The organism is Streptomyces lincolnensis (assembly GCF_001685355.1).
In the GTDB taxonomy this organism is placed as follows: Bacteria; Actinomycetota; Actinomycetes; order Streptomycetales; family Streptomycetaceae; genus Streptomyces; species Streptomyces lincolnensis.
Window position 1 is genome coordinate 3,784,396 of the sequence record NZ_CP016438.1, and the last position, 25,746, is coordinate 3,810,141.

The following is a 25,746-nucleotide window of genomic DNA, read 5'->3' on the forward strand; positions in this document are numbered from 1 at the left end:
ACGCAGGACGTGTGTCGGATGGTTGCGCGACCGTCACTGGGACGCGACAGCCGGCTCCTCGGGCTCCGCCGCGCCGACGAACGTGCGCCACAGCTCGGCGTACTGTCCGCCCCGGGCCAGCAGCTCCTCGTGGGTGCCGTCCTCCGCGACACGGCCGTGGGCCATGAGGACCACGCGGTCCGCACGGGCGGCCGTCGTAAGCCGGTGGGCGACCACGAGTGTCGTACGGCGGCTGGCGAGGCGGTCGGCGGCCTGGTTGACCTGGGCCTCGGTGGCGAGGTCCAGGGCGGCCGTCGCCTCGTCCAGCAGGAGGATGTCGGGGTCGACCAGCTCGGCCCGGGCCAGCGCGATCAGCTGGCGCTGTCCGGCGGAGAGGTTGCGGCCGCGTTCGGCGACCTCGTGGAGGTAGCCGCCGTCCAGGGTGGCGATCATCTCGTGGGCGCCGACCGCCCGGGCCGCCGCCTCCACCTCGGCGTCGGTGGCCTCGGGCCGGCCGTAGGCGATGGCGTCACGGACGGTGCCCTGGAAGAGGTACGCCTCCTGCGGGACGACGCCGAGGCGGTGGCGGTACGAGGTGATGTCCAGGGCGCGCAGATCCGTGCCGTCGACCGTCACCCGGCCGCCAGTCGGGTCGTAGAACCGGGCCACCAGCTTGACCAGGGTGGACTTGCCGGCGCCGGTCTCCCCGACGAAGGCGACGGTCTGCCCGGCGGGAATGGCCAGCTCGATCCCGCTCAGCGCCTCTTCCTCCTCGCCGTACGCGAAGTGCACGTCCTCGAAGGCGATGTCGCCGCGCAGGGACAGCACATCGAGGGGCTCGTCGGCGTCCTTGGTCGAGGTGGGCTCGCGGAGCAGCTCCTGGATACGGCCCAGCGACACCGACGCCTGCTGGTAGCCGTCGAAGACCTGGGAGAGCTGCTGGACGGGGGCGAAGAACAGGTCGATGTAGAGGAGGTAGGCGACCAGGGCGCCCGTGGTCAGCGTGGCGTCGTCGATACGGCCCGCGCCCGCGACAAGGACGGCGGCCGCCGCCACGGACGACAGCAGCTGGACGAAGGGGAAGTAGACGGAGATCAGCCACTGGCCCCGGATACGGGCCCTGCGGTAGCTGTCGCTGCTCTCGGCGAACCGCGCCCCGCCGTCCCGCTCGCGCCGGAAGGCCTGCACGATCCGGAGCCCGGACACCGACTCCTGGAGGTCGCCGTTGACCAACGCGACGCGCTCACGGGCCAGTTCGTACGCCTTCACGCTCGCCCGGCGGAAGAAGTACGTGGCGATGATCAGCGGCGGCAGGGTCGCGAAGACGACGAGGGCGAGTTCGAGGTCGATCACCAGCAGGGCGACCATGATGCCGAAGAAGGTGACGACCGAGACGAACGCGGTGACCAGGCCGGTCTGGAGGAAGGTCGACAGGGCGTCGACGTCCGTCGTCATCCGCGTCATGATCCGGCCGGTCAGCTCGCGCTCGTAGTAGTCGAGCCCGAGCCGCTGGAGCTGGGCGAAGATCTTCAGGCGCAGCGAGTACAGGACCCGCTCGCCGGTGCGGCCGGTCATCCGGGTCTCGCCGATCTGCGCGAGCCACTGGACGAACACGGTGAGCAGGGCGAGCAGGGAGGCGACCCAGATCGCGCCCAGCGCCATCCGGGAGACGCCGTCGTCGATGCCGTGCCGGATCATCACCGGCAGCAGCAGGCCCATTCCGGCGTCCACGGCGACCAGGCCCAGGCTGATCAGCAGCGGCCGCCCGAAGCCTTTGAGGAGCCTGCGCAGGCCGTACGACTCCTCGGGGGTGACCGCTCGTGCCTCGTCGATGTCCGGGGTGTCGGTGGCCGGGGGCAGCGCGTCGACCTCGGCGAGGAGTTCCGGGGTGGCGGGGGTCTCGGCGAGAGCGAGGTCCTTGCGCTCGCGGTCGCCGCTCCACAGCCGGGGCGTCACCCCGCGCTCGGCGTCGAACTCGGCGTCCAGCTCCTCCCGTACGGAGGTGTCCTCCTGCGGGCAGCTGGGCCGGGCGTGGCCGGGCGAGACGCCGCCGAGTTCGTCGGGGTCGGTGAGCAGGCGCCGGTAGAGCGCGGAGCGTTCCTGGAGCTCGTCGTGGGTGCCGATGTCGGCGAGCCGCCCGTCGTCGAGGACGGCGATGCGGTCGGCGAGGTTCAGGGTGGAGCGGCGGTGGGCGATGAGCAGGGTCGTGCGGCCCGCCATGACCTGCTGGAGGGCCTCGTGGATCTCGTGCTCGACGCGGGCGTCCACGGCGGAGGTGGCGTCGTCCAGGACGAGCAGCCGCGGGTCGGTGAGGATGGCGCGGGCGAGGGCGACACGCTGGCGCTGGCCGCCGGAGAGGGTCAGGCCGTGCTCGCCGACCTTGGTGTCGTAACCCTCGGGCAACTCGGCGATGAAGCGGTCGGCCTGGGCGGCGCGCGCGGCCCGCTCGATCTCCTCCCCGGTCGCCTCGGGATGGCCGTAGGCGATGTTCGCGCGGACCGTGTCGGAGAAGAGGAAGGAGTCCTCCGGGACCAGGCCGATCGCCGCCCGGAGCGAGTCGAGGGTGAGTTCGCGGACGTCGTGGCCGCCGATGAGGACGGCGCCGTGGGTGACGTCGTAGAAGCGCGGCAGGAGCAGGGAGACGGTGGACTTGCCGGAGCCCGAGGAGCCGACGACGGCGAGGGTCTCGCCGGGGCGGATCTCGAAGCTGAGGCCCGACAGGACGGCGCGGTCCCCGTCGTAGCCGAAGGAGACGTCGTCGAACTCGACGGTGGCGGGGGCGTCGGCGGGGAGTTCCTTGGTGCCGTCGGTCATCGACGGCTCGGTGTCGATGAGCTCCAGGACGCGTTCGGTGCCCGCGCGGGCCTGCTGGCCGACCGTGAGGACCATGGCGAGCATCCGGACCGGGCCGACGAGCTGCGCGAGGTAGGTGGAGAAGGCCACGAACGTGCCCAGCGTGATGTGGCCGCGGACCGCGAGCCAGCCGCCGACCGCGAGCATCGCGACCTGGCCGAGCGCGGGGACGGCCTGGAGGGCCGGGGTGTAGCGGGAGTTGAAGCGGATCGTGCGCAGGCGGCCGGCGAACAGCCGGCGGCTGACCTCCCGGAGCTTGCCGGTCTCCTGGTCCTCCTGCCCGAAGCCCTTCACCACACGGACGCCGCTGACGGCCCCGTCGACCACGCCCGCCACGGCGGCGGCCTGGGCCTGCGCGTACCAGGTGGCCGGGTGCAGCTTGCCGCGGGAGCGCTTCGCGATCCACCAGATCGCCGGGCCGACGGCCAGGGCGACCAGGGTGAGCGGCAGGGACAGCCACGCCATGACCACGAGGGAGACCAGGAAGAGCGCGAAGTTCCCGATGGTCATCGGGAGCATGAACAGCAGGCCCTGGATCAGCTGGAGGTCGCTGGTGGCCCGGCCGACGACCTGCCCGGTGGACAGCTCGTCCTGGCGGCGGCCGTCGAGGCGGGTGATCGTCCCGAACATCTCCGTGCGCAGGTCGTGCTGGACGTCCAGGGCGAGGCGGCCGCCGTAGTAGCGGCGGACGTAGGTGAGCGCGTAGACGACGAGGGCCGCTCCGATCAGGGCTCCCGCCCAGGGGGCCATGTCGCGGCTGTGGTCGCCGATGACGTCGTCGATGATCACCTTGGTGATCAGCGGGACGACGGCCATGACGGCCATGCCGACCAGGGAGGAGCCGAGGGCGAGGACGGTGTCCACGGGGTGACGCCACGCGTATCCCGCGAGCCTGCGCGCCCAGCCCTGCCGCCGCTCCCCCTGTTGCGCTGCCACGCGGTGCCCTCCTTCAGACCTGATCTTCCGGAAGGCACCAACACGGAACGAAGCGGATTTCATCCCTCCGCAACAGAACGGGGGTGAATGACCAGACCGGGAGTGAAGGGTCAGATACGTACGCGCAGGTAAGAGAACCGCGTCGTCTGCACCGCGTTCTGGTTGTCGTCGCTGACCAGCAGTACCTTCAGGCGGCCCTTCGAGTACCCCGTGATCGCCATGCCCTCGATGTTGTCGAGCAGGGGGTTCGGCTGGGGCTGCTTGGCGGTCGCTCCCAGTGACGGGCAGGTCACGAGGTCGGTCAGCAGGGTCTTCCTGATCGGGCGTACGCCGCTCTGGCCCGTGAGGTTCTCGACACCGCCGGTGTCCGTGGCGTGGCGCGGGTCGGCGAGGTAGAGGCGGACTGTGTTGCCGACGCCCGGGGTGAAGCCGCGTTCCAGGACGAGGAGGCGGCCGTCGGGGGTGGCCTGGACCTCGGGGACGCCGAGCCCGGCGTCGACGGGGTAGGCGTACTGGGCGCCGGGCCGGAAGGACGTGCCGTGCCGCTGCCAGGTCTGGAAGCGGACGAGGCCCGGGCTGTCGCCGGAGAGCGCGTACTCCATGGACGCCAGCAGGGTGCGGCCGCCGGGGAGCAGGGTCAGGCCCTCGAAGGTGCCGTTGGAGACGGCCCGGCCGGCCGGGGCGACCCGGAGGGACGGCGGGACCGGGAGCCGGTCGAGGATCCGGCCGTCCGCCGAGTAGCGGCGGATCGAGGGCTCGGTCTCGGAGGTGATCAGCCGGGTGCCGTCCCGGTCGACGACCAGGCCCTCGGAGTCGAGCGCCGCGCCGCTCTCGTCGGCGAGCGGGACCACGGACGTCGGCGCGAGGCTCCTGGCGTCCAGGTCGAAGAGCGCGGAGCGGTCGGAGAGGGCGGCGAGCGAGCCGTCCTTGTCCACCGCGAGCGCGGAGAGGTTGCCGACGAAGGTGTCGTCGTACGTCGTCTTGTCGAGCGCGTCGGAGAAGCGGTCGATGGAGACGGACGGGGAGCAGGCGTGGTGCCGCACGACGGCACCGGCGGGCCCGGCGGCGGACAGACAGGTGGCCGCCGCCAGGGCCGCGGTGGTGGTCGCGAGTACGGTTCTCAGGCGCATGGGCGCCACCGTAGGACGCGAGGGTGACGTACGGGAGACCGTGAGGCGTCAGCTCGCGGCGAGGTCCTTGTGGATGACCTTGGAGACGCCCTGGATGGTCGATTTGCCGTAGTCCATGGTGCTGTTGCCGTGCGTGAGCACCGTGATCACGTAGTCGTGGCCGCGGCCCTTGAAGGCGCCGATGCTGTGGACGCGCCAGCCGTTGGAGGCCCGTGACAGCCAGCCGTTCTTGAGGGCGACGGTGACGCCGGACGGCACGCCGTACGGTGTTCCCCAGCGCTGCGAGGAGACGACCTGGCTCATCAGCTTCAGGATGTACGCGCGGGCGTTGTCGCTGAGGACCGCGTTCTTGGCGGTGATCAGCTTGAGCAGCTTCTGCTCGTCGGTGACGGTGATCTGGGTCAGTCCCCAGTAGCCGTTCGCGCCGGGCTTGGTCTGGGTCATGCCGGCCGCGGTGAGGAAGCCCTTGATCTTCGTCATCCCCAGCTGCTTCCAGAGCTTGCTGGTGGCCGCGTTGTCCGACTTGGTGATCATGGCCTTGGCGAGTGAGGCCTCGGTGTCGGTCAGGTACCGGTTGTGCTTCTTCGCGTCCCACAGCAGCGCGGCGAGGACGGTGACCTTGACGACGCTCGCGGAGTCGAAGGCGGTGGACGCCCTCAGCGAGCAGGTGGTGTTGGTGCTGCGGTCGTAGAGGCCGACCGCGATCGTGCCCTTGCGGTTCGCGAGGGCCGCGGTGATGTCCTTCTTCAGCTTGGCGGCGAGGCCCGCCTTGGCGGACGTGCAGCTGACGGCCGGTGCGGCGGCGGCCTGGGCGGGCGTGGCGGCGACGACACATGCGACGAGCGCGCCCCCGGCGACCCATCTCGCACGTCTGGATATCCCGTTGGTCATGCACCAGTTGACCCACGAGCCCACGGGAACGGTTGTAGGGACAGGGAAAACTTGTGCGAGCCGTTACTTCCGCCCGGACTTATTCACAGGAAGGCACCAGGTAGGCCACAGCCCGCACCCACCTGGGCTCTGCACGATGCGCGGGTGACATCAGCCACCGATCCCCGCCCCCACCCGACCGTGACCCCCGACCCGCCCCCGCCGGCCCCACCCGCGGCCTCCCCGGACAGGGCACCCCGCTGGTCGCTGCCCGCGCTGCTCGCGATCCTGGCGCTGGCGGCGGTGCTCTACTCCTGGAACCTGTCCGGGTCCGGCCTCAACAGCTTCTACAGCTCGGCCATCTACAGCGGTACGCAGAGCTGGAAGGCGTGGTTCTTCGGCTCGCTCGACGCGGGGAACTTCCTCACCGTCGACAAGCCCCCGTTCGCGCTGATGGTCATGGGGCTGTCGTGCCGTGTGTTCGGCTTCGGCACCTGGCAGATGATGCTGCCCGAGGTCGGGGCCGCGCTGGGCACGATCTGGATCCTGCACTCCTCGGTGAAGCGGGCCTTCGGGCACGCGGCGGCCGCGATCGCCGCGCTCGTCCTCGCGCTCACCCCGATCACGGTCGCGATCAACCGGGACAACAACCCCGACACGATCCTGGTGCTGCTGATGGTCGGCGGCGCGGCCCTCGCCCTGCGCGCCACCCGCGACGACAGGCTGCTGCCGCTCATCGGTTCCGCGGTCTGCTTCGGGCTCGCCTTCAACACCAAGATGCTCCAGGGCTACATCGCCCTGCCCGCCGTCTTCGCCGTGTACGTCTACGCCTCGAAGCTCGGCTGGCGGAAGAAGGCCGTCAACCTGGCCCTGGCGGCTCTCGCGCTGGCCGTCGCCAGCTTCTGGTGGGCGACGGCCGTGTCCCTGGTGCCCGCCGACGACCGGCCGTACATCGGCGGCTCGACCGACGGCAGCGCCTGGAACCTGATCATGGGCTACAACGGCCTGGGCCGGGTCCTGGGCGGCGAGGGCAACGGCGGAGGAGGCGGGGGCGGAGGAGGCGGTGGAGGCGGAGGCACCTTCGCCGGTACCGCGGGCATCGGCCGGATGTTCAACGACGTCCTCGGCGGCCAGATCTCCTGGCTGATCCCCTTCGCCGGCATCGCGCTCGTCGCCGGCCTGGTGCGGTGCGGGCGGGCCCCGCGCACCGACGTCACGCGGGCCGCCCTGGTGCTGTGGGGCGGCTGGCTGGTGCTGCACTACCTGACCTTCGCCCTGGCCGAGGGCACCATGCACCCGTACTACACGACCGCGCTCGCGCCGGGCATCGCGGCGCTGTGCGGTGGCGGCGGGGTGCTGCTGTGGCGCGCCTTCCGCTCCGGTGACGCTCGCTGGTCGTGGGTGCTGCCCGCCGGGCTCGCGGTCACGGGCGTCTGGGCGATCGTGCTGCTGCGCCGGGCGAGCGGCTGGAACACCTGGCTGTGGCCGACGGTGGCCGTGGTCATGGTCCTGGCGACGGTGGGGCTGTTCGCCTTCCGCGCCGCGGGCTCCGGCACCAGGGCGCGGCTGCTGGCCGCGTCCGTCGTCGCGGCGGTCGTGGCGGCGCTCGCGGGTCCGACGGCGTACGCCGCGTCCCCGGCCTTCGCCTCCTCCACGGGCGGGGGCATGGGAGGCACCAACCCGACGGCGGGCCCGTCGACCGGCGGCGGCATGGGTGGTCCCGGTGGCGGCGGTGGCCGGAGCGGCTTCGGCGGCAACGGCGGCGGCCCCGGCGGCCAGCAGGACGGCACCCGGCAGGGCGGCCAGGCGAACGGAGAGTTCCCGGGCGGCGGCGGCACGGCCCCCGGCGGCCAGAACGGCGAGTCCGGTACGGCTCCTGGCGGCCCCGGAAGCACGAGCGGTGGCCCCCGCGGCATGGGCGGCGGTGGCGGCATGGGCGGCACCGTCGACAGCGCGCTGATCTCCTACCTGGAGAAGCACCAGGACGGCGCCACCTGGCTGCTCGCGGTGTCCAACTCGCAGAGCGCGGGCCAGTTGATCCTGAGCACCCACAAGCCCGTCATCTCCATGTGGGGCTTCACCGGCTCCGACAAGGCGATGACGCTCACCAGGCTCAAGGAGCTGGTGAAGAAGGGCGAGCTGCACTACATCCAGCTCGGCGGTGGCGGAATGGGCGGCAACAGCAGCCTCAACCAGGAGATCACCGCCTGGGTGCAGAAGAACGGCACGGCGGTGAAGGCGAGCGACTACGGCACGGGCAACAGCTCGACGTCGGAGTCGGCTTCCGCGTCGAACACGAACACGTCGACGGTCTACCGCCTGGACCCCTCGGACGTCAGCTGAGCCGGCCCCCGGTCGAGCGGCCCCCGATGTACACGCGTCGGGGGCCGCTCGACGTGTCAACTCGCGTAGACAAGGGCTGATTTGCCGTTTCAGGTCACCCAATGGACACGCACAGTCCATTTACACGGCTGCATGTGCATGTCACGCTCCCATCTGCCGCCTCCATTCAACCCGCGTAGATGGGACCATCTTTATGCTGGCGACAGGCATACGGAGCTGGAAGTCGGTGGCGCTGACCACCGCCGCCGTGCTGGTCGGGCTCGCCGCCCCGGTCGTGACCACGACCCCGGCCGCGGCCACGACGACCGCGTACGACTCGACGTACTACAAGAACGCGATCGGCAAGACCGGTACGAGCCTCAAGTCCTCGCTGCACACGATCATCACGCCCCAGACGAAGCTCTCGTACTCGGCCGTCTGGGACGCGCTCAAGGTCACCGACCAGGACCCGAACAACAGCAACAACGTGATCCTGCTGTACAGCGGTGCCTCGCGCAGCAAGTCCCTCAACGGCGGCGACGTCGGCGACTGGAACCGCGAGCACACCTGGGCCAAGTCCCACGGCGACTTCGGCGAGGTGACCGGCCCCGGCACCGACCTGCACCACCTGCGCCCCTGCGACGTGACGATCAACAGCACCCGGGGCAACCTGGACTTCGACAACGGCGGCAGCTCCGTCACCAACGGCGGCGGCAGCACCGTCGACTCCGACTCCTTCGCGCCGCGCGCCGCGGACCGGGGTGACGTGGCCCGCATGATCCTCTACATGGCCGTGCGCTACGAGGGCGACGACGGCTTCGCCGACCTGGAGCCCAACGAGAAGGTCGGCAACGGCTCCAACCCCTACATGGGCAAGCTCGCCGTCCTCAAGGCGTGGAACGAGGCGGACCCGCCGAGCGCCTTCGAGGAGAAGCGCAACCAGGTCATCTACGACACCTACCAGAAGAACCGCAACCCGTTCATCGACCACCCGGAGTGGGTCGAGGCGATCTGGTAGGGCTCACTCCCCCAGGTGCGTAGCCGCGAACATCCGCAACACCGCCGGCAGAACCACCACCGAAGGCCCCGGCGCCCCGAGCGCCTTCGACAGGTCGTCCGACAGCGTCTCCGGGGTCGTGCGGACCCCGGGGACGCCGAAGGACTCGGCCAGGGCGACATAGTCCGGCCGGGTCAGTTCGGTCGCGGTGGTTTCGCCGAAGGCGTCGGTCATGTACTCGCGGAGGATGCCGTAGCCGCCGTCGTCGACGATGAGCCAGGTGACGTTCAGGTCGTACTGGCGGGCGGTGGCCAGTTCGGCGATGGAGTAGAGAGCCCCGCCGTCGCCCGAGACCGCCAGGACCGGACGCGTCGGATCCGCGACCGCCGCACCCAGCGCCGCCGGGAAGCCGTAGCCGAGGCCGCCCGAACCCTGGGCGGAGTGCATGTGGTTGGGGCCCTTGGCGTCGAAGGCGGACCAGGCCCAGTAGGCGAGGATGGTCATGTCCCAGAAGGACGGGGAGTCGGCCGGGAGGGCCGCCCGGACCGAGGCCAGCACCTGTTGTTCCAGGGTGAGTTCCTGGTCGGCGATGCGGTCCGCAACGCGGGTCAGCACCTCACGCACACGCTCCGGAGCCTCCGTGTCCTGCCTCGGTGACACCGTCTCAAGCAGCGCCTGCAACGCGAGCCGCGCGTCCGCGTGGATGCCGAGTGCCGGGTGGTTGGACTCCAGCTTGCCGAGGTCGGCCTCGATCTGGACGACCCGGCCGCGCGGCTTGAACGTGTGGTAGTTGGAGGACAGTTCGCCCAGGCCCGAGCCCACCACCAGCAGGACGTCCGCGTCCTCCAGGAAGTCCGTGGTGTGGCGGTCCTCGATCCAGGACTGGAGGGAGAGGGGATGCGTCCAGGGGAACGCGCCCTTGCCGCCGGGGGTCGTGACGACGGGCGCCTGAAGCGTCTCCGCCAGCCGCCGCAGCTTGCCGGACGCGTCCGCCCGTACCACTCCACCGCCCGCGATGATCGCCGGTCGGGCCGCGCGTGACAGCAGGTCGGCCGCCACGGCGGTCAGTTCGGGGCGCGGGGGCAGCTCCTCGGGGAAGGCGTCGCCGCCCGTCACCACCGGGATCGAGGTCTCCGCGAGGAGCACGTCCTGCGGGATCTCCACCCACACCGGGCCGTGCGGAGCGGTCAGGGCCGACTTCCAGGCCGCCTCGATCGCGGACGGGATCTGGGACTGGGCGCGGACGGTGTGGACCGACTTCACCACACCCCGGAACGAGGCCGCCTGGTCAGGGAGTTCGTGGAGGTAGCCGTGGCGGCCGCCGCCCAGGCCGGCCGTCGGGACCTGGCTGCTGATGGCGAGGATGGGAGCCGAAGCGGCAGCCGCCTCCTGGAGCGCCGCCAGCGAGGTCAGCGCGCCCGGGCCCGTGGACAGCAGCAAGGGCGCCGCCTCCCCCGTCACCCGCCCGTACGCGTCCGCCGCGAAGCCCGCGTTGTTCTCCACCCGCAGGCCGATGTACCTCAGGTCGGAGCGGCGCAGCGCGTCGAACATGCCCAGCGCGTGCTGGCCGGGCAGACCGAAGACGGTCGTCGCGCCGAGCCCGGCCAGCGTCTCCACGACCAGGTCTCCGCCGTTGCGGCCGGGAGGAGGGTTGAGAGCAGCGGACATCTGCGCCTCCGTCGGACGGAGCACCAGGTCGTGGTCGTGAGTCACTGCGCGCGGGCCTCTGCAATCTGGCGGGACATGATCGTGGTCAGTTCGTAGGCGGTGTGGGAGGCCGCCACCGACGTGATCTCCGCGTGGTCGTACGCGGGGGCCACCTCGACGACGTCCGCCGACACCAGGTTGCACGATGCCAGACCCCGCAGGATCTCCAGCAGCTCCCGGGAGGTCATGCCGCCCGCCTCCGGCGTGCCCGTGCCGGGCGCGTGGGCCGGGTCCAGGCAGTCGATGTCGATGGAGATGTACAGCGGGCGGTCGCCGACGCGCTGGCGCAACTGGTCGGCCACCTCGTCGACCCCGCGCCGCATGACGTCCGCGGACGTGACGATGCCGAAGCCCATCTTCTCGTCGTCGTCCAGGTCCTTCCTGCCGTAGAGCGGGCCACGGGTGCCGACGTGGGAGAGGGCAGAGGTGTCGAGGATGCCCTCCTCCACCGCCCGCCGGAACGGCGTGCCGTGGGTGTACTCGGCGCCGAAGTAGGTGTCCCAGGTGTCGAGATGGGCGTCGAAGTGCAGCAGCGCCACGGGGCCGTGCTTCTTCGCGACCGCGCGCAGGAGGGGGAGCGCGATCGTGTGGTCGCCGCCGAGGGTCATCAGGCGGGCTCCCGTGCCCAGCAGGTCGTCCGCCGCCGCCTCGACCGTCTCCACGGCCTCGTTGATGTCGAACGGGTTGACGGCGATGTCGCCGCCGTCCGCGACCTGCGCGAGCGCGAAGGGGGACGCGTCCTGCGCCGGGTTGTACGGCCTGAGCAGCCGGGACGCCTCGCGGATCGCGTTGCCGCCGAAGCGGGCGCCCGGCCGGTAGGAGACACCCGAGTCGAACGGCACCCCGACCACGGCGACATCGGCCCGGCCGACCTCGTCCAGGCGCGGCAGCCGGGCGAAGGTCGCGGGTCCGGCGTAGCGCGGGATGCGGGAGGAGTCGACGGGGCCGCGGGGCGTCTCGTTGCTGCTCATGGGGTACTGCCTTCTTTCCTACGCTTCATCGCGTATGGATGGTTTTCCACACTTTGTTCTGCTTCTTGTACGACTTTAGCGGGGCGCCGGAACCGGGACGGCCGCCGGTTCGGGTGCCCGTCCGGCGAGCCGCTCGCGCCAGGCGGCGAGGACGGCCGCGTCGGTCGCCGGGGTCGCCAGGGAGACGGCGACATACACGGCCAGGGAGGACAGCAGGCCGTAGTAGACGGGCTCGTTGGCGAGGATGCCGTAGCCCGCCATCAGGCCGATGACCGCGAGGCCGCCGACGGTCACGGCGGCCAGGGCGCCCTGCGCGGTGCCGCGCTTCCACAGCAGGCCGCCGAGGATGGGCACGAGGAGGCCGCCGACGAGGAGGTTGTAGGCGACGGTCAGGGCCTCGACGACGTTGTTGAGCGCGATGGCCGTGCCGATGACCGCGAGCCCCATGATGAGGATGAAGGCGCGGTTGCCCCGCACCTCGTCGTGATCGCCGCCCGCGCCGGTCCTCCCCCGCAGCCGCGACCAGATGTCGTTGTTGGCGACGGTCGCGCAGGCGATCAGCGCGCCGGACGACGTCGACATCACCGCGGCCAGCGCGGCGGCCAGCACCAGCCCCCGTACGCCCATGGGCAGTTCGTCCTTCACGATGGTCGCGAAGGCGTCGTCGGCGTTGGCCAGGTCCGGGTAGAGCACCTTGGCGGCCGTGCCGATGACGGCGCCGGCGAGGGCGTACACCAGGCAGTAGGTGCCCGCGACCGTGCCGCCCCACCGGGCGGTCGTGTCGCTGCGGGCGGTGAAGACGCGCTGCCAGATGTCCTGACCGATGAGCATGCCGAACGTGTAGATCAGGACGTACGTGAAGATCGTCTCGCCGCCGATGCCGAGCGGGTCGAAGTACGACGTGGGCAGCGCGTCGCGCATCTCGCCGAAGCCGCCCGCCTTGACGACCGCGATGGGCAGGAGCAGGAGCAGCACGCCGATCGTCTTGACCACGAACTGCACCATGTCGGTGAGCGTGATGGACCACATGCCGCCGAGCGTCGAGTAGGCGACGACGATCGAGCCGCCGAGCACGATCGCGAGCGTGCGGTTCATGTCGAAGAGGACGTCGAAGATCGTGGCGTACGCGATGGTCGAGGTGACGGCGAGCATGAGGGTGTACGCCCACATGACCACCCCGGAGATCACGCCCGCCCGGCCGCCGTAGCGCAGGTCCAGCATCTCGGAGACGGTGTACACCTTCAGGCGGGCGATGCGGGCCGAGAAGAACACGCTGAGGGCGAGCAGGCCGAGGCCGATGGTGAAGACCATCCAGGCGCCGGAGAGTCCGTACTGGTAGCCGAGGCCGACGCCGCCGATGGTGGAGGCGCCGCCGAGGACGATCGCGGCCATGGTGCCGGAGTACATGGTGGGCCCGAGCCGGCGGCCCGCGACCAGGAACTCGCTCTTCGACCGGGCGCGGCGCATGCCCCACCAGCCCATGGCCAGCATGCCGGCCAGATAGACGACGATGACGGTGTAGTCGACGGCCACGGGGCCTCCTTCGGCTCGATGTCGCCGGCGGGTGACGAGCATCGACACTAGGTGGCCGGAAAGCGACTGCGAAGTGTACGTTTCATCCATTCACGACACGTCGAGTGGAGGGAACGCACACCATGCCGGACCCGGCCGTTCCCCCCACGCCACCGGTGCCCCTCGCCGCACTCCTGGCCCGCGAGGACCTGGCCCTGCGCCAGATCGCGGGGCCCGCGGACCCCGCCGCGGTCGTCCACTGGGCGCACACCTCCGAAATGGCGGACCCGTACCCGTATCTCCTGGGCGGCGAGCTGCTGCTGACGGCCGGGGTGCACATCCCGGAGGCCGCCGGTTCCGGGACCTACTTCGACGACTACGTGGCGAGGATCGTCGCGGCGGGCGGCGCGGCCCTCGGCTTCGGGGTGGCGCCGGTGCACGACCGGGTGCCGCGGGCGCTGGTCGCGGCCTGCGACGCGTACGAGCTGCCGCTCATCGAGGTCCCGCCGCAGACCACCTTCTCCGGCGTGGCCCGCGCGGTCTGGCAGCTGATGGCCCAGGCCCGGCACGCCGAGCTCCGCCGCGTCACGGAGGCCCAGCAGAGCCTGGCCGCCGCGGCCGCCCGCCCCCACCCGGTCCCCTCGGTCCTGGGGCAACTGGCCCGGCGGGTGACGGGCCGGGCGGTGCTGTACGGCCCCGAGGGCACCGAGATCGCGTCGGCCGGGCGGGAGCCGGAGGGCGAGGCGGCCGAGGCACTGGCGCGTCTCGCCCGGCTGGTCACCGAGCGGTCCTCCACGACCGCCACCGACACCACCGCCGGCCTGCACCTCGCCGCCTACGCCCTGGGCGCCGGGCACGGCTTCGTGCTCGGGGTCGCCGCCCCGCGCCGGGACCCCGGCGACCACACCATCGCCTCGGTGGCCGCCGTACTGCTGTCGCTGCTCACCGGCGAGCACCAGAGCGGCACGGGCACCGCACGGTCGTCCGCTCTCGTACGGCTGCTGCTGGGCGCGGCGCCCGAGGACGTGGCGGCTCTCCTGGGCGCCGGGGAGTGGCTCGTCGTGCACGCGGGTCCGGACACCCCCGGCGCCCCCGACCCCGTCGCCGCCTCCGCGCTGGGTGCCGCGCTCGGGTCGCCGCTGGTCGACGTGGCGCGGGACGTCGTACGCGTGCTGGTGCCGGCCCGGTGGGAGCCGGCGCCGCAGCCGGGGTGGACGCTGGGTGTCAGCGCCGCCGTCGGTCCGCGGGAGTGGGCCGACGCCGACACCCAGGCGGCCCGGGCGCTGGCCCGGGCCCGCGCCACCCGCGGCGAGCTGGTCCGGCACGGGGCCCGGCCGGCGCTCGCGGACCTGGTGCCCTCCGACGAGGCGGAGGCCCACGCCCGCGCCCTCCTCGCGCCGCTCACCGGCACCCCCGCGCTCACCGAGACCTTGCGTGCCTGGCTTTCCCTGCACGGCAGTTGGGACCGCACCGCGGTGGCGCTGGCCGTGCACCGCAACACCGTGCGGCAGCGGATCGCCCGGTGCGCGGCGCTGCTGGAGACGGACCTGGACGACCCGGACGTACGGATGGAGTTGTGGTTCGCGCTGCGGCGGCTGTGAGGGGGCGTGACCCGTGTCCCAGGGTGCGGGACGGCGGGCGGCCGCCCAGTCCGCTGCCTCACAATGGGAGGCATGCCGATATCCGGGACACCCAGCCGCGCCGACCTCGTCGACCACCTTGTGAAGACCCGTATCGCGGGCGACGTCGCCACCCCGCGTGAGAACAACCTCTCCCACTACCGCCAGTTGGCGAACGGCGTCCGCAACTTCTGGCTCGGCCTGGAGCTGGGCGACCGCTGGACCGACGAGCAGGACGTGCTCGCGGTGATGGCGGAGCGGGTGGGGGTCAACGACGACCCGGAGTACCGCTACGGCCAGGACACCATCGACCCCGAGCTGACGGTGGCCGCCCTGGAGCGGATGGCGGGCCGGCTGCGCAAGGCGGCCGACGGGCAGCAGCGGGTGCTCTTCGCCACCGGTCACCCGGGCGGTCTGCTCGACGTGCACCGGGCCACGGCGGCCGCGCTGCGCACGGCGGGCTGCGAGATCGTGGTGATCCCGGACGGGCTCCAGACGGACGAGGGCTATGTCATGCAGTTCGCGGACGTGGCGGTCCTGGAGCACGGCGCCACGCTGTGGCACACGCACTCCGGCGAGCCGATGAAGGCGATCCTCACGGGCCTGGAGCGCGAGGGCCGTCCGCTGCCCGACCTGGTCGTCGCCGACCACGGCTGGGCGGGCTACGCCGGTCAGCACGGCGTGGACTCCGTCGGGTACGCCGACTCCAACGACCCGGCGCTCTTCCTCGCCGAGGCCGAGGGCACCGTCCAGGTGACGGTCCCGCTCGACGACCACGTGGTCAGCCCCCGCTTCTACGACCCGATGACGGCGTATCTGCTGGCGGAGGCGGGGCTGGTCTGAGCCCCAGTGGCTCATCCGATCCCCGGCGGCTCAGCGGGGGACGCGGATCACGCCCTCCTGGATCACCGAGATCGCGAGCCTGCCGTCCTGTGTGTAGATGCGGGCCTGACCGAGTCCCCGGCCGCCCGACGCGGACGGGGACTCCTGGTCGTACAGGAGCCATTCGTCGGCGCGGAAGGGCCGGTGGAACCACATCGCGTGGTCCAGGGACGCCCCGACGACGTCACCGACCGCCCAGCCGCCGCGGCCGTGCGCGAGCAGGACCGAGTCGAGCAGGGTCATGTCGGAGACGTACGTGGCGAGGACGACGTGCAGGAGCGGTTCGTCAGCAGCACAGTCGAGCTTGCCGTTGGTGCGGAACCACACCTGGGAGTGCGGCTCGCGCGGCTCGCCGAAGGCCCCGTAGGGCGGCTCCTCGACGTAGCGCAGATCGACCGACTCGCGGGTCTCCAGGAAGCGTTCCACCACGTCGGCGTCGAGATGGCCGTAGCCGCGCAGCCGCTCCTGGGAGGTGGGCAGCGTGGCCGGGTCCGGGGCGGACGGCATCGGGGCCTGGTGGTCGAGGCCTTCCTCGTACGCCTGGAAGGACGCCGACAGGTGGAAGATCGGCTTGCCGTGCTGGACGGCGACCACCCGGCGGGTGGTGAAGGAGCGGCCGTCGCGGATGCGGTCGACGCTGTAGACGATGGGCGCGCCCGGGTCGCCGGCGCGCAGGAAGTACGCGTGCAGCGAGTGGGCGGGCCGGTCGGCGGGGACCGTGCGCCCGGCGGCCACCAGTGCCTGGGCCGCGACCTGTCCGCCGAAGACGCGCGGGATGATCGCGGGGCGGGACCGGCCGCGGAAGATGTTCTCCTCGATCTGCTCCAGGTCGAGCAGATCGAGGAGATCCTGAAGTGTCTGGCTCATGGCAGACAGTTGTACCTGCCAGTCTTTTCTTCGGGTTTCGCCGGCCTTACAGACCCATGTCCTTCGCGATGATCGACTTCATGATCTCGCTGGTGCCGCCGTAGATGCGGTTGACGCGGTTGTCCGCGTACAGGCGGGCGATCGGGTACTCGTTCATGAAGCCGTAGCCGCCGTGCAGCTGGAGGCAGCGGTCGATCACGCGGTGGGCGACCTCGGTGCAGAACAGCTTGGCGCTGGCGGCCTCGGCGGGCGTCAGCTCACCGGCGTCGAGGGCTTCGAGCGCGCGGTCGGCGACGGCCTCGGCCGCGTCCACCTCGGCCTGGCAGGCGGCCAGCTCGAACTTGGTGTTCTGGAAGGAGGCGACGGTCTTGCCGAAGACGGTGCGGTCCTGCACGTACTCCTTGGCGAACCGGACCGCGGCCTTGGCCTGCGCGTAGGCGCCGAAGGCGATGCCCCAGCGCTCGGAGGCGAGGTTGTGGCCGAGGTAGTAGAAGCCCTTGTTCTCCTCGCCGAGGAGGTCCTCGACGGGCACCTTGACGTCGACGAACGCGAGTTCGGCGGTGTCGGAGGTCTTCAGGCCGAGCTTGTCGAGCTTGCGGCCGATGGAGTAGCCCTCGGACTTGGTGTCCACCGCGAAGAGGGAGATGCCGAAGCGGCGGTCGTCGGCGGTGGGCGCCGAGGTGCGGGCGCAGACGATCACGCGGTCGGCGTGGACGCCGCCGGTGATGAAGGTCTTGGAGCCGTTGAGGACGTAGTGCGTGCCGTCCTCGCTCAGCTTGGCGGTGGTCTTCATGCCCGCGAGGTCGGAGCCGGTGCCCGGCTCGGTCATCGCGAGGGCCCACATCTCCTCGCCGGAGACGAACTTCGGCAGGAACCGCTTCTTCTGCTCGTCGGTGGCGAGCATCTTGATGTACGGCAGACCGAGCAGCACGTGCACGCCGGAGCCGCCGAACTGGACGCCCGCGCGGGCCGTCTCCTCGTACATCACGGCTTCGAACTTGTACGAGTCGATGCCGGCGCCGCCGAACTCCTCGTCGACACGGATGCCGAAGACACCCAGCTCGGCGAGCTTGTAGTAGAAGTCGCGCGGCGCCTGGCCGGCTGCGAACCACTCGTCGTAGACCGGGACGACCTCGGCCTCGATGAAGGCCCGGAGGGTCTCCCGGAACGCTTCGTGGTCCTCGTTGAACACGGTACGGCGCACCGCCGCCACCTCCAGCTTCCTCACCATGTCTAAGCGCTTGCTCACTTACCGTACCGGCGAGTACGAGTGCCGTCCAGGTAACGCTCGTCACGTGCGGCTCAGTCGGCGGCGGAAGCGAAGGCTCCCCGGGCCATCCGGTGCAGCAGCGCGGCGGTGGCTCCGCGCCCCGGCAGGGACCCGGCGCGCCCCAGGTGCGGTGTGGAGTTCAGCAGGCCGAACACCGAGTGCACCGCCGACCGTGCCGCGGGCTCGGCCAGCTCCGGATACACCTCCCGCACCACCTCCACCCACAGCTCGACGTACTGGCGCTGGAGCTGCCGGACGAGCTTGCGGTCGCTGTCGCGCAGGCGGTCCAGCTCGCGGTCGTGCAGGACGATCAGCGGGCGGTCGTCCAGGGCGAAGTCGATGTGCCCCTCGATCAAGGAGTCGAGCAGCGTCTCCGGACCCCCGGCCGCCTCGGCGACACGCCGCTTTCCCCCGGTGAGCAGCTGCCCGCTGATCCCCACCAGCAGCTCGGCGAGCATCGCGTCCTTGCCGGCGAAGTGGCGGTAGAGCCCGGGGCCGCTGATACCTACGGCGGCGCCTATCTCGTCGACGCCGACCCCGTGGAAGCCGCGCTCGGCGAAGAGCCGGGCGGCCTCTCTGAGGATCTGTTCGCGGCGGGTGGGGGCGTCGGTTCTGGTGGCCATGGAAGCAATTCTAGACAGGGAGGTTAGCGGTCGTTAACCTGAAGGAAACGCGTTAACGCTCATTAACAGGGTGAGGGGACCGCACGACATGGATCAGGCACCCGAGCTGACGAGCGCGGCAGATCCCGCGTCTCAGGCCTGGACGGCCAACGAGCAGGCGCATCGCGTCCTCGTGGAGGAGCTGCGCGCCAAGCTCGCCGCGGCCCGGCTGGGCGGCGGCGACAGGGCCCGCGCCCGGCACACCGCGCGCGGAAAGCTGCTGCCCAGGGACCGGGTCGACACCCTCCTGGACCCCGGCTCGCCCTTCCTGGAGCTCGCTCCCCTCGCCGCCGACGGGATGTATGACGGGCAGGCCCCGGCCGCCGGGGTCATCGCCGGGATCGGACGGGTCAGCGGCCGGGAGTGCGTGATCGTCGCCAACGACGCCACCGTCAAGGGCGGCACGTACTACCCGATGACCGTGAAGAAGCATCTGCGGGCGCAGGAGGTGGCCCTGGAGAACCGCCTGCCGTGCGTCTACCTCGTCGACTCCGGCGGCGCCTTCCTGCCCATGCAGGACGAGGTCTTCCCGGACCGCGAGCACTTCGGGCGGATCTTCTACAACCAGGCCCGGATGTCCGGCGCCGGCATCCCGCAGATCGCCGCCGTGCTCGGGTCCTGCACGGCCGGCGGGGCCTACGTCCCGGCGATGAGCGACGAGGCCGTCATCGTCCGCAACCAGGGCACGATCTTCCTCGGCGGTCCCCCGCTCGTGAAGGCCGCCACCGGCGAGGTCGTCACCGCGGAGGAGCTCGGCGGCGGCGAGGTGCACTCCCGGATCTCGGGCGTCACCGACCACCTCGCCGAGGACGACGCGCACGCGCTGCGGATCGTGCGGAACATCGCCGCCACCCTCCCCGCGCGCGGGCCCCTGCCCTGGGAGGTCACGCCTTCCACGGAGCCCAAGGTGGACCCGTACGGGCTGTACGGCGCCGTGCCCGTCGACTCCCGCACCCCCTACGACGTCCGCGAGATCATCGCGCGCGTGGTCGACGGCTCCCGTTTCGCCGAGTTCAAGGCCGAGTTCGGGCAGACCCTGGTCACCGGCTTCGCCCGGATCCACGGCCACCCGGTCGGCATCGTCGCCAACAACGGCATCCTGTTCTCCGAGTCGGCCCAGAAGGGCGCCCACTTCATCGAGCTGTGCGACCAGCGCGGGATCCCGCTGCTCTTCCTCCAGAACATCTCCGGCTTCATGGTCGGCAGGGACTACGAGGCCGGCGGTATCGCCAAGCACGGCGCCAAGATGGTGACCGCGGTCGCGTGCACGCGTGTGCCCAAGCTGACCGTCGTGGTGGGCGGGTCGTACGGCGCCGGGAACTACTCGATGTGCGGCCGCGCCTACTCCCCCCGCTTCCTGTGGATGTGGCCGGGCGCCAAGATCTCCGTCATGGGCGGCGAGCAGGCCGCGTCCGTCCTCGCGACCGTCAAGCGGGACCAGTCTCAGGCCCGGGGCGAGGAGTGGCCCGCCGAGGAGGAAGAGGCGTTCAAGGACCCGATCCGCGCCCAGTACGAGCGCCAGGGCAACGCCTACTACGCCACCGCCCGCCTGTGGGACGACGGGGTCATCGACCCGCTGGAGACCCGCCAGGTGCTGGGCCTGGCCCTGACCGCCTGCGCCAACGCGCCCCTGGGTGACCCCCAGTTCGGCGTCTTCCGGATGTGAGGACCCATGTTTGACACCGTCCTTGTCGCCAACCGGGGCGAGATCGCCGTCCGCGTCATCCGCACGCTGCGCGCGCTGGGCGTGCGCTCCGTCGCCGTCTTCTCCGACGCGGACGCCGACGCGCGGCACGTCCGGGAGGCCGACACGGCCGTCCGCCTGGGACCGGCGCCCGCGGCCGAGAGCTATCTGTCCGTGGAGCGGCTGCTGGAGGCGGCCGCCCGCACCGGCGCGCAGGCCGTCCACCCCGGGTACGGCTTCCTCGCGGAGAACGCCGGCTTCGCGCGCGCGTGCGAAGACGCGGGGCTGGTCTTCATCGGGCCGTCCGCCGAGGCGATCTCCCTCATGGGCGACAAGATCCGCGCCAAGGAGACCGTGAAGGCGGCCGGGGTGCCCGTGGTCCCCGGCGGCCGTGACCCCGAACTGGCCGAGGCGGCCCGTGAGTTGGGCGCCCCCGTGCTGCTGAAGCCCAGCGCGGGCGGCGGCGGCAAGGGCATGCGGCTGGTCCGGGACCTCACCGTCCTGGAGGAGGAGATCGCCGCCGCCCGCCGGGAGGCCCGCGCCTCCTTCGGCGACGACACGCTGCTCGTGGAGCGGTGGGTCGACCGGCCCCGGCACATCGAGATCCAGGTGCTCGCCGACGGCCACGGCAAGGTGATCCACCTCGGCGAGCGCGAGTGCTCCCTCCAACGCCGCCACCAGAAGATCGTCGAGGAGGCGCCCAGTGTGCTCCTCGACGAGGAGACCCGGGCCGCGATGGGCGAGGCGGCGGTCCAGGCGGCCCGCTCCTGCGGCTACCGGGGCGCGGGGACGGTGGAGTTCATCGTGCCGGGCAACGACCCGTCGTCGTACTACTTCATGGAGATGAACACGCGTCTCCAGGTGGAGCACCCGGTCACCGAGCTGGTGACGGGGCTGGACCTGGTGGAGTGGCAGCTGCGGGTGGCGGCGGGCGAGCACCTGCCCCACGCGCAGGACGACATCACGCTCACCGGTCACGCGATCGAGGCCCGTGTCTGCGCCGAAGACCCCTCCCGCGGGTTCCTGCCCTCCGGCGGCACGGTGCTGAGGCTGCACGAACCCCAGGGCGACGGCGTCCGCACCGACTCCGGGCTCAGTGAGGGCACCGAGGTCGGCAGCCTGTACGACCCGATGCTGTCCAAGGTGATCGCGTACGGCCCCGACCGGGAGACCGCGCTCCGCAGGCTCCGGGCGGCCCTCGCGGAGACGGTGACGCTGGGCGTGCCCACCAATGCCGGGTTCCTGCGGCGGCTGCTGGCGCATCCGGCGGTGGTGGCGGGCGAGCTGGACACGGGGCTGGTCGAGCGGGTGGTGGACGACCTCGTCCCCGCCGAGGTGCCGCAGGAGGTGTACGAGGCGGCGGCGGCCGTCCGGCTGGACGCGCTGCGGCCTCGCGGGACGGGCTGGACCGACCCCTTCTCGGTGCCGAGCGGCTGGCGGCTCGGCGGCCTCACCCAGCCCGTCGGCTTCCACCTGCGGGTGCAGGACCCCGTGCAGTACGTCCCGCGCGGCACCCACACCGTCACCGGCACCCGGGTCTCGGTCACCCTCGACGGCGTCCGCCACACCTTCCACCGCGCCGCCGACTGGATCGGCCGCGACGGCGACGCCTGGCACGTACGCGACCACGACCCGGTGGCCGCGTCCCTGACCGGGGCCGCCCACGCGGGAGCCGATTCCCTCACCGCGCCCATGCCCGGCACGGTGACGGTGGTGAAGGTGGCCGTCGGGGACGAGGTGGCCGCCGGTCAGAGTCTGGTCGTCGTCGAGGCGATGAAGATGGAGCACGTCATCTCCGCCCCGCACGCCGGCACGGTCGCCGAGCTGGACGTCACGCCGGGCACGACGGTCGCCATGGACCAGGTGCTCGCCGTCATCACACCGCACGAGGAGGAGACGGCATGAGCAGCGCCCCCGGACTCGGGCTCCCCATGGCCGTACCGGAAGCCGGCCTGCCCGCCCGCGTCCGGATCCACGAGGTCGGCGCCCGCGACGGCCTCCAGAACGAGAAGGCGACCGTGGCGACCGGGGTGAAGGCGGAGTTCGTGCGCCGCCTGGCCGACGCGGGCCTGACGACGATCGAGGCGACGAGCTTCGTGCACCCGAGGTGGGTGCCCCAACTCGCCGACGCCGAGGAGCTGTTCCCGCAGGTCGCCGGCCTCCCGGTGGACCTCCCGGTCCTCGTGCCGAACGAACGCGGCCTGGACCGCGCGCTCGCGCTGGGCGCCACCCGGGTCGCCGTCTTCGCCAGTGCCACCGAGTCCTTCGCCAAGGCCAACCTCAACCGCACGGTGGACGAGGCGCTGGCGATGTTCGAGCCGGTCGTGGCCCGGGCGAAGGCGGCGGGCGGGCACGTGCGCGGCTATCTCTCCATGTGCTTCGGCGACCCGTGGGAGGGTGCCGTCCCCATCCCGCAGGTCGTCAGGGTCTGCCGGGCCCTGCTCGACATGGGCTGCGACGAACTCAGCCTGGGCGACACGATCGGCGTCGCCACCCCGGGCCACGTCCGGGCGCTGCTGACCGAACTCGACGCCCCCGTCGAGAAGCTGGGCGTGCACTTCCACGACACCTACGGCCAGGCCCTCGCCAACACCTACGCCGCCCTCCAGCACGGCGTCACCACCGTGGACGCCTCGGCGGGCGGCCTCGGCGGCTGCCCGTACGCGAAGTCCGCCACCGGCAACCTCGCCACCGAAGACCTCGTGTGGATGCTTCAGGGTCTCGGCATCGACACCGGAGTCGACCTCGGCCGCCTCGTCGCCACCAGCGCGTGGATGGCCGGCCACCTGGGCCGACCCAGCCCGTCCCGCACCGTCCGGGCCCTGTCCCACAAGGAGCAGTGAACACGATGGACCACAGGCTCTCCCCCGAACTGGAAGAACTCCGCCGCACGGTCGAGGCGTTCGCCCACGACGTCGTGGCACCCAAGATCGGTGACTTCTACGAGCACCACGAGTTCCCGTACGAGATCGTCCGCGAGATGGGCCGCATGGGCCTGTTCGGGCTGCCGTTCCCCGAGGAGTACGGCGGTATGGGCGGCGACTACCTGGCCCTCGGGCTCGTGCTGGAGGAACTGGCCCGCGTGGACTCCTCGGTGGCCATCACCCTGGAGGCGGGGGTCTCGCTGGGCGCGATGCCGCTGTTCCTGTACGGCACCGAGGCGCAGAAGCAGGAGTGGCTCCCGCGGATGTGCTCCGGCGAGATCCTCGGCGCCTTCGGCCTGACCGAGCCGGACGGCGGCAGCGACGCCGGTGCCACACGGACGACGGCCCGCCTCGACCCGGACACCGACGAGTGGGTGATCAACGGCAGCAAGTGCTTCATCACCAACTCCGGGACCGACATCACGGGTCTTGTGACCGTCACCGCGGTGACCGGCCGCAAGCCGGACGGCAAGCCACTGATCTCGGCGATCATCGTCCCGTCGGGCACCCCGGGCTTCACCGTCGCCGCCCCCTACTCCAAGGTCGGCTGGAGTGCCTCGGACACCCGGGAGCTGTCCTTCTCCGACGTCCGGGTCCCGGCGGCCAACCTGCTGGGCGAACAGGGCCGCGGATACGCCCAGTTCCTGCGCATCCTCGACGAGGGGCGGATCGCCATCGCCGCCCTCGCCACCGGGCTCGCCCAGGGCTGTGTCGACGAGTCGGTGAAGTACGCGCGCGAACGCCACGCCTTCGGCCGGCCGATCGGCGCCAACCAGGCCATCCAGTTCAAGATCGCCGACATGGAGATGAAGGCCCACACCGCCCGCCTCGCGTGGCGCGACGCCGCCTCCCGGCTGGTGGCCAGCGAGCCCTTCAAGAAGGAGGCGGCCCTCGCCAAGCTGTACTCCTCCACGATCGCCGTGGACAACGCCCGCGACGCCACCCAGATCCACGGCGGCTACGGCTTCATGAACGAGTACCCGGTGGCCCGCATGTGGCGCGACTCCAAGATCCTGGAGATCGGCGAGGGCACCAGCGAGGTCCAGCGGATGCTGATCGCCCGGGAGTTGGGGCTCGTGGGCTAGGGAGCTGTTCAGAAAATCTCGATCAGGACCATGAGGACCACCATCGGCGTCAGTGCCGTCAGCGCGGCGAGGGTCCAGTAACGCCCGCCGGGCAGCCCCGTCCGGTCGTGCAGCAGCAGGTTGACCGGGATCCACAGTCCGAGGAACAGCGCCCACAGGGGCACCAGCAGCAGGGCCCACGGAAGCATGCCGTCGTTCTCCGTGGGCTCCCGGCTGGTGAGGCCCATGCTCGCGAGCGGGAAGTTCACCGCGAACAGGAGGAGGAACCACAGCGGTACGACGGCGACGATCCCCAGCCCGACGTTGGCGACGGCGGGCAGCACCCGGGTACGTACGATCGTGATCCCTCCTCGGACCGTGTCCTGCGTGCCTACCGCCCCCGGACCGCGCGGCGGCGGCGGGACGGCTGGGCCGTGTCGACGAGGACGCCGGATCCCCGGCCGGGGGTTTCGTTCCAGGCGCGGATCCTGGCCGCGACGCTCGCCAGCCGCGGGTCGTCGGGGCCCACGGCGAGGCGGAACAGGCCCTCGTAGGGGCGGCGGTCGTCGCCGCCCCAGCGCACGACTCCCTCGGTGTCGGCGAGGATGTCCCGGATGACCAGCTCCTGGGCCGCGGTGAAGGCGCCCCGCGCACCCGGCGGGTAGGAACCGGGCCGGATCACGACCGCCGTGCCGGAGGCCCGGTCGGACTCCGGAAGGCAGCTGTCGCGGATCTTCGACGGGGCGGTCCAGCCCTCGATCGGCCGGGGTTCACCGGGCCGGCCGAGCGTGTCGACCTCGTAGTGGAACCAGCACAGTGGGATCAGCGTAGTGGGATCAGCACCATGAAGTCGGCACCATGGGCATGGGGTCAGGCCGACTCGGCGAACCGGTCGGCCGTGAGGGGCGGTTCGGCGCCCATACGGCTGTCCAGCAGCCCCAACTCCTGGGCCCTGGCGCCCAGGGCGACACGCCCCACGACGTTCCAACGGTCCATCACACGCTGCACGCGCCGCTGCACGGTTCGATGCCCGATGCGCAGTCGGCGGCCGATGGCCGCGTCCCCCAACCCCTGGTGCAGCAGACGGATGATCAATGTGTCCGTACGGTCGAGTTCGAGCTCGGTCTGATCGAGATCTGTACGGTCCAATGACGAAGCATTCAAGACAACCCCCCGGTAACGGAAGCCAAGCTACCTCTCGACCCACCCTAAGGTCCCAGGATCGATCAAGTCCGGCTTAACAATTAGTCAAAAACACCCACAACCCCCAACTCGAAGTGGCGTGAATACGCCAGATCCGGAGGCAAAGAAACGCGCCAGTTCCGGCGTCCGTCCGCGGGCCCGCGGGCACGCACCCGCGAGGCCAGGCCGGTCCATCGCGCTCCGCGTCCCCCGTACTCCGCCCGGCCCGATGGGGCCTCTCCCGCGCAGCCGTCCGCAGCCGCCCCGGGCGGTCTGGCGTCTTTGCGCCAGCCTGATCATCTGTCCGACTTCCGG

General features: G+C 71.5%; 20 protein-coding genes. 8 read left to right on the top strand and 12 right to left on the bottom strand.

Going from position 1 to position 25,746, the window contains the following annotated elements; all coding sequences use genetic code 11:
• Window positions 1-33: 33 nt before the first annotated feature.
• From SLINC_RS16690 to SLINC_RS16700, 3 genes are all read right to left on the bottom strand, one after another.
• Window positions 34-3,768: an ABC transporter ATP-binding protein gene (locus SLINC_RS16690; protein WP_067433119.1), complete on the bottom strand. Its 3,735-nt coding sequence runs from the start codon at window positions 3,766-3,768 to the stop codon at window positions 34-36.
• A 110-nt stretch (window positions 3,769-3,878) separates the two neighbouring features.
• Window positions 3,879-4,898 carry an esterase-like activity of phytase family protein gene (locus tag SLINC_RS16695; protein ID WP_067433122.1) on the bottom strand — a complete coding sequence of 340 codons (1,020 nt, stop codon included), beginning with the start codon at window positions 4,896-4,898 and terminating at the stop codon, window positions 3,879-3,881.
• Window positions 4,899-4,946: 48 nt separating this feature from the next.
• Window positions 4,947-5,789 (bottom strand): serine hydrolase, encoded by an 843-nt coding sequence (locus SLINC_RS16700; RefSeq protein ID WP_067433125.1) that lies wholly within the window; start codon window positions 5,787-5,789, stop codon window positions 4,947-4,949.
• A 144-nt stretch (window positions 5,790-5,933) separates the two neighbouring features.
• Between SLINC_RS16700 and SLINC_RS16705 the strand changes: the two genes are divergently transcribed.
• Both SLINC_RS16705 and SLINC_RS16710 read left to right on the top strand, forming a co-directional pair.
• The gene (locus SLINC_RS16705; RefSeq protein WP_067433128.1) at window positions 5,934-8,111 is read left to right on the top strand and encodes a mannosyltransferase YkcB-related protein; all 2,178 of its coding nucleotides are present in this window, start codon (window positions 5,934-5,936) and stop codon (window positions 8,109-8,111) included.
• 193 nt (window positions 8,112-8,304) lie between these two features.
• Entirely contained in the window at window positions 8,305-9,108 is an 804-nt protein-coding gene (locus SLINC_RS16710; RefSeq protein ID WP_067433131.1) for an endonuclease I family protein, read from the top strand.
• Window positions 9,109-9,111: 3 nt separating this feature from the next.
• On the opposite strand, the gene SLINC_RS16715 is transcribed toward SLINC_RS16710, so the two are convergent.
• The 3 genes from SLINC_RS16715 to SLINC_RS16725 all read right to left on the bottom strand — a co-directional run bounded on the left by SLINC_RS16715 (window position 9,112) and on the right by SLINC_RS16725 (window position 13,298).
• Window positions 9,112-10,800, bottom strand: a complete 1,689-nt coding sequence (locus SLINC_RS16715; RefSeq protein ID WP_067433134.1) for a thiamine pyrophosphate-binding protein — start codon at window positions 10,798-10,800, stop codon at window positions 9,112-9,114.
• The gene (speB, locus tag SLINC_RS16720; protein WP_067433137.1) at window positions 10,797-11,765 is read right to left on the bottom strand and encodes an agmatinase; all 969 of its coding nucleotides are present in this window, start codon (window positions 11,763-11,765) and stop codon (window positions 10,797-10,799) included. The genes SLINC_RS16715 and speB overlap by 4 nt, the downstream gene beginning before the upstream one ends.
• 75 nt (window positions 11,766-11,840) lie before the next feature.
• Window positions 11,841-13,298 (bottom strand): sodium:solute symporter family protein, encoded by a 1,458-nt coding sequence (locus SLINC_RS16725; protein WP_067433140.1) that lies wholly within the window; start codon window positions 13,296-13,298, stop codon window positions 11,841-11,843.
• 122 nt (window positions 13,299-13,420) lie between these two features.
• Between SLINC_RS16725 and SLINC_RS16730 the strand changes: the two genes are divergently transcribed.
• A complete protein-coding gene (locus SLINC_RS16730; RefSeq protein WP_182449173.1) occupies window positions 13,421-14,878 on the top strand; it encodes a helix-turn-helix domain-containing protein in 1,458 nt (485 codons plus the stop codon).
• Between the two features lie 72 nt (window positions 14,879-14,950).
• Entirely contained in the window at window positions 14,951-15,739 is a 789-nt protein-coding gene (locus SLINC_RS16735; protein WP_067433146.1) for a phosphatase, read from the top strand.
• A 30-nt stretch (window positions 15,740-15,769) separates the two neighbouring features.
• Here SLINC_RS16735 and SLINC_RS16740 read toward each other — a convergent pair whose 3' ends face one another.
• From SLINC_RS16740 to SLINC_RS16750, 3 genes are all read right to left on the bottom strand, one after another.
• Window positions 15,770-16,645: an acyl-CoA thioesterase gene (locus tag SLINC_RS16740; RefSeq protein WP_067433154.1), complete on the bottom strand. Its 876-nt coding sequence runs from the start codon at window positions 16,643-16,645 to the stop codon at window positions 15,770-15,772.
• 46 nt (window positions 16,646-16,691) lie between these two features.
• A complete protein-coding gene (locus SLINC_RS16745; protein WP_067445425.1) occupies window positions 16,692-17,849 on the bottom strand; it encodes an acyl-CoA dehydrogenase family protein in 1,158 nt (385 codons plus the stop codon).
• Window positions 17,850-17,947: 98 nt separating this feature from the next.
• Window positions 17,948-18,538: an SACE_7040 family transcriptional regulator gene (locus SLINC_RS16750; RefSeq protein WP_067433156.1), complete on the bottom strand. Its 591-nt coding sequence runs from the start codon at window positions 18,536-18,538 to the stop codon at window positions 17,948-17,950.
• An 88-nt stretch (window positions 18,539-18,626) separates the two neighbouring features.
• Here SLINC_RS16750 and SLINC_RS16755 point away from each other — a divergent pair, with 88 nt between their 5' ends.
• From SLINC_RS16755 to SLINC_RS16770, 4 genes are read left to right on the top strand one after another with little or no spacing between them, the layout of a single operon-like run.
• A complete protein-coding gene (locus SLINC_RS16755; protein WP_067433159.1) occupies window positions 18,627-20,243 on the top strand; it encodes a carboxyl transferase domain-containing protein in 1,617 nt (538 codons plus the stop codon).
• 6 nt (window positions 20,244-20,249) lie between these two features.
• Window positions 20,250-22,166 carry an acetyl/propionyl/methylcrotonyl-CoA carboxylase subunit alpha gene (locus SLINC_RS16760; RefSeq protein WP_067433161.1) on the top strand — a complete coding sequence of 639 codons (1,917 nt, stop codon included), beginning with the start codon at window positions 20,250-20,252 and terminating at the stop codon, window positions 22,164-22,166.
• On the top strand, window positions 22,163-23,104 hold the full coding sequence (locus SLINC_RS16765) for a hydroxymethylglutaryl-CoA lyase (protein ID WP_067433164.1): 942 nt from the start codon (window positions 22,163-22,165) through the stop codon (window positions 23,102-23,104). Before SLINC_RS16760 ends, SLINC_RS16765 begins: the two co-directional genes overlap by 4 nt.
• A 5-nt stretch (window positions 23,105-23,109) precedes the next feature.
• Window positions 23,110-24,270 (top strand): acyl-CoA dehydrogenase family protein, encoded by a 1,161-nt coding sequence (locus SLINC_RS16770; RefSeq protein WP_067445427.1) that lies wholly within the window; start codon window positions 23,110-23,112, stop codon window positions 24,268-24,270.
• An 8-nt stretch (window positions 24,271-24,278) separates the two neighbouring features.
• Here the strand turns inward: SLINC_RS16770 and SLINC_RS16775 are convergent, their stop codons facing one another.
• From SLINC_RS16775 to SLINC_RS16785, 3 genes are all read right to left on the bottom strand, one after another.
• The gene (locus SLINC_RS16775; protein WP_079164564.1) at window positions 24,279-24,593 is read right to left on the bottom strand and encodes a hypothetical protein; all 315 of its coding nucleotides are present in this window, start codon (window positions 24,591-24,593) and stop codon (window positions 24,279-24,281) included.
• Window positions 24,594-24,640: 47 nt separating this feature from the next.
• Window positions 24,641-24,931, bottom strand: coding sequence for a hypothetical protein (locus tag SLINC_RS16780; RefSeq protein ID WP_067433169.1), 291 nt, complete (start codon window positions 24,929-24,931; stop codon window positions 24,641-24,643).
• A 188-nt stretch (window positions 24,932-25,119) separates the two neighbouring features.
• Window positions 25,120-25,398 carry a helix-turn-helix domain-containing protein gene (locus tag SLINC_RS16785; RefSeq protein ID WP_067433172.1) on the bottom strand — a complete coding sequence of 93 codons (279 nt, stop codon included), beginning with the start codon at window positions 25,396-25,398 and terminating at the stop codon, window positions 25,120-25,122.
• Window positions 25,399-25,746 lie beyond the last annotated feature (348 nt).

Bases quoted from the DNA above. Each gene is read 5' to 3' on its own strand.
- SLINC_RS16755 (WP_067433159.1), top strand. From the start codon at position 18,627: ATGGATCAGGCACCCGAGCTGACGAGCGCGGCAGATCCCGCGTCTCAG.
- SLINC_RS16740 (WP_067433154.1), bottom strand. From the start codon at position 16,645: ATGAGCCAGACACTTCAGGATCTCCTCGATCTGCTCGACCTGGAGCAG.
- SLINC_RS16695 (WP_067433122.1), bottom strand. From the start codon at position 4,898: ATGCGCCTGAGAACCGTACTCGCGACCACCACCGCGGCCCTGGCGGCG.
- SLINC_RS16760 (WP_067433161.1), top strand. From the start codon at position 20,250: ATGTTTGACACCGTCCTTGTCGCCAACCGGGGCGAGATCGCCGTCCGC.
- SLINC_RS16770 (WP_067445427.1), top strand. From the start codon at position 23,110: ATGGACCACAGGCTCTCCCCCGAACTGGAAGAACTCCGCCGCACGGTC.
- SLINC_RS16710 (WP_067433131.1), top strand. From the start codon at position 8,305: ATGCTGGCGACAGGCATACGGAGCTGGAAGTCGGTGGCGCTGACCACC.
- SLINC_RS16735 (WP_067433146.1), top strand. From the start codon at position 14,951: ATGCCGATATCCGGGACACCCAGCCGCGCCGACCTCGTCGACCACCTT.
- SLINC_RS16750 (WP_067433156.1), bottom strand. From the start codon at position 18,538: ATGGCCACCAGAACCGACGCCCCCACCCGCCGCGAACAGATCCTCAGA.
- SLINC_RS16730 (WP_182449173.1), top strand. From the start codon at position 13,421: ATGCCGGACCCGGCCGTTCCCCCCACGCCACCGGTGCCCCTCGCCGCA.
- SLINC_RS16700 (WP_067433125.1), bottom strand. From the start codon at position 5,789: ATGACCAACGGGATATCCAGACGTGCGAGATGGGTCGCCGGGGGCGCG.
- SLINC_RS16765 (WP_067433164.1), top strand. From the start codon at position 22,163: ATGAGCAGCGCCCCCGGACTCGGGCTCCCCATGGCCGTACCGGAAGCC.
- speB (WP_067433137.1), bottom strand. From the start codon at position 11,765: ATGAGCAGCAACGAGACGCCCCGCGGCCCCGTCGACTCCTCCCGCATC.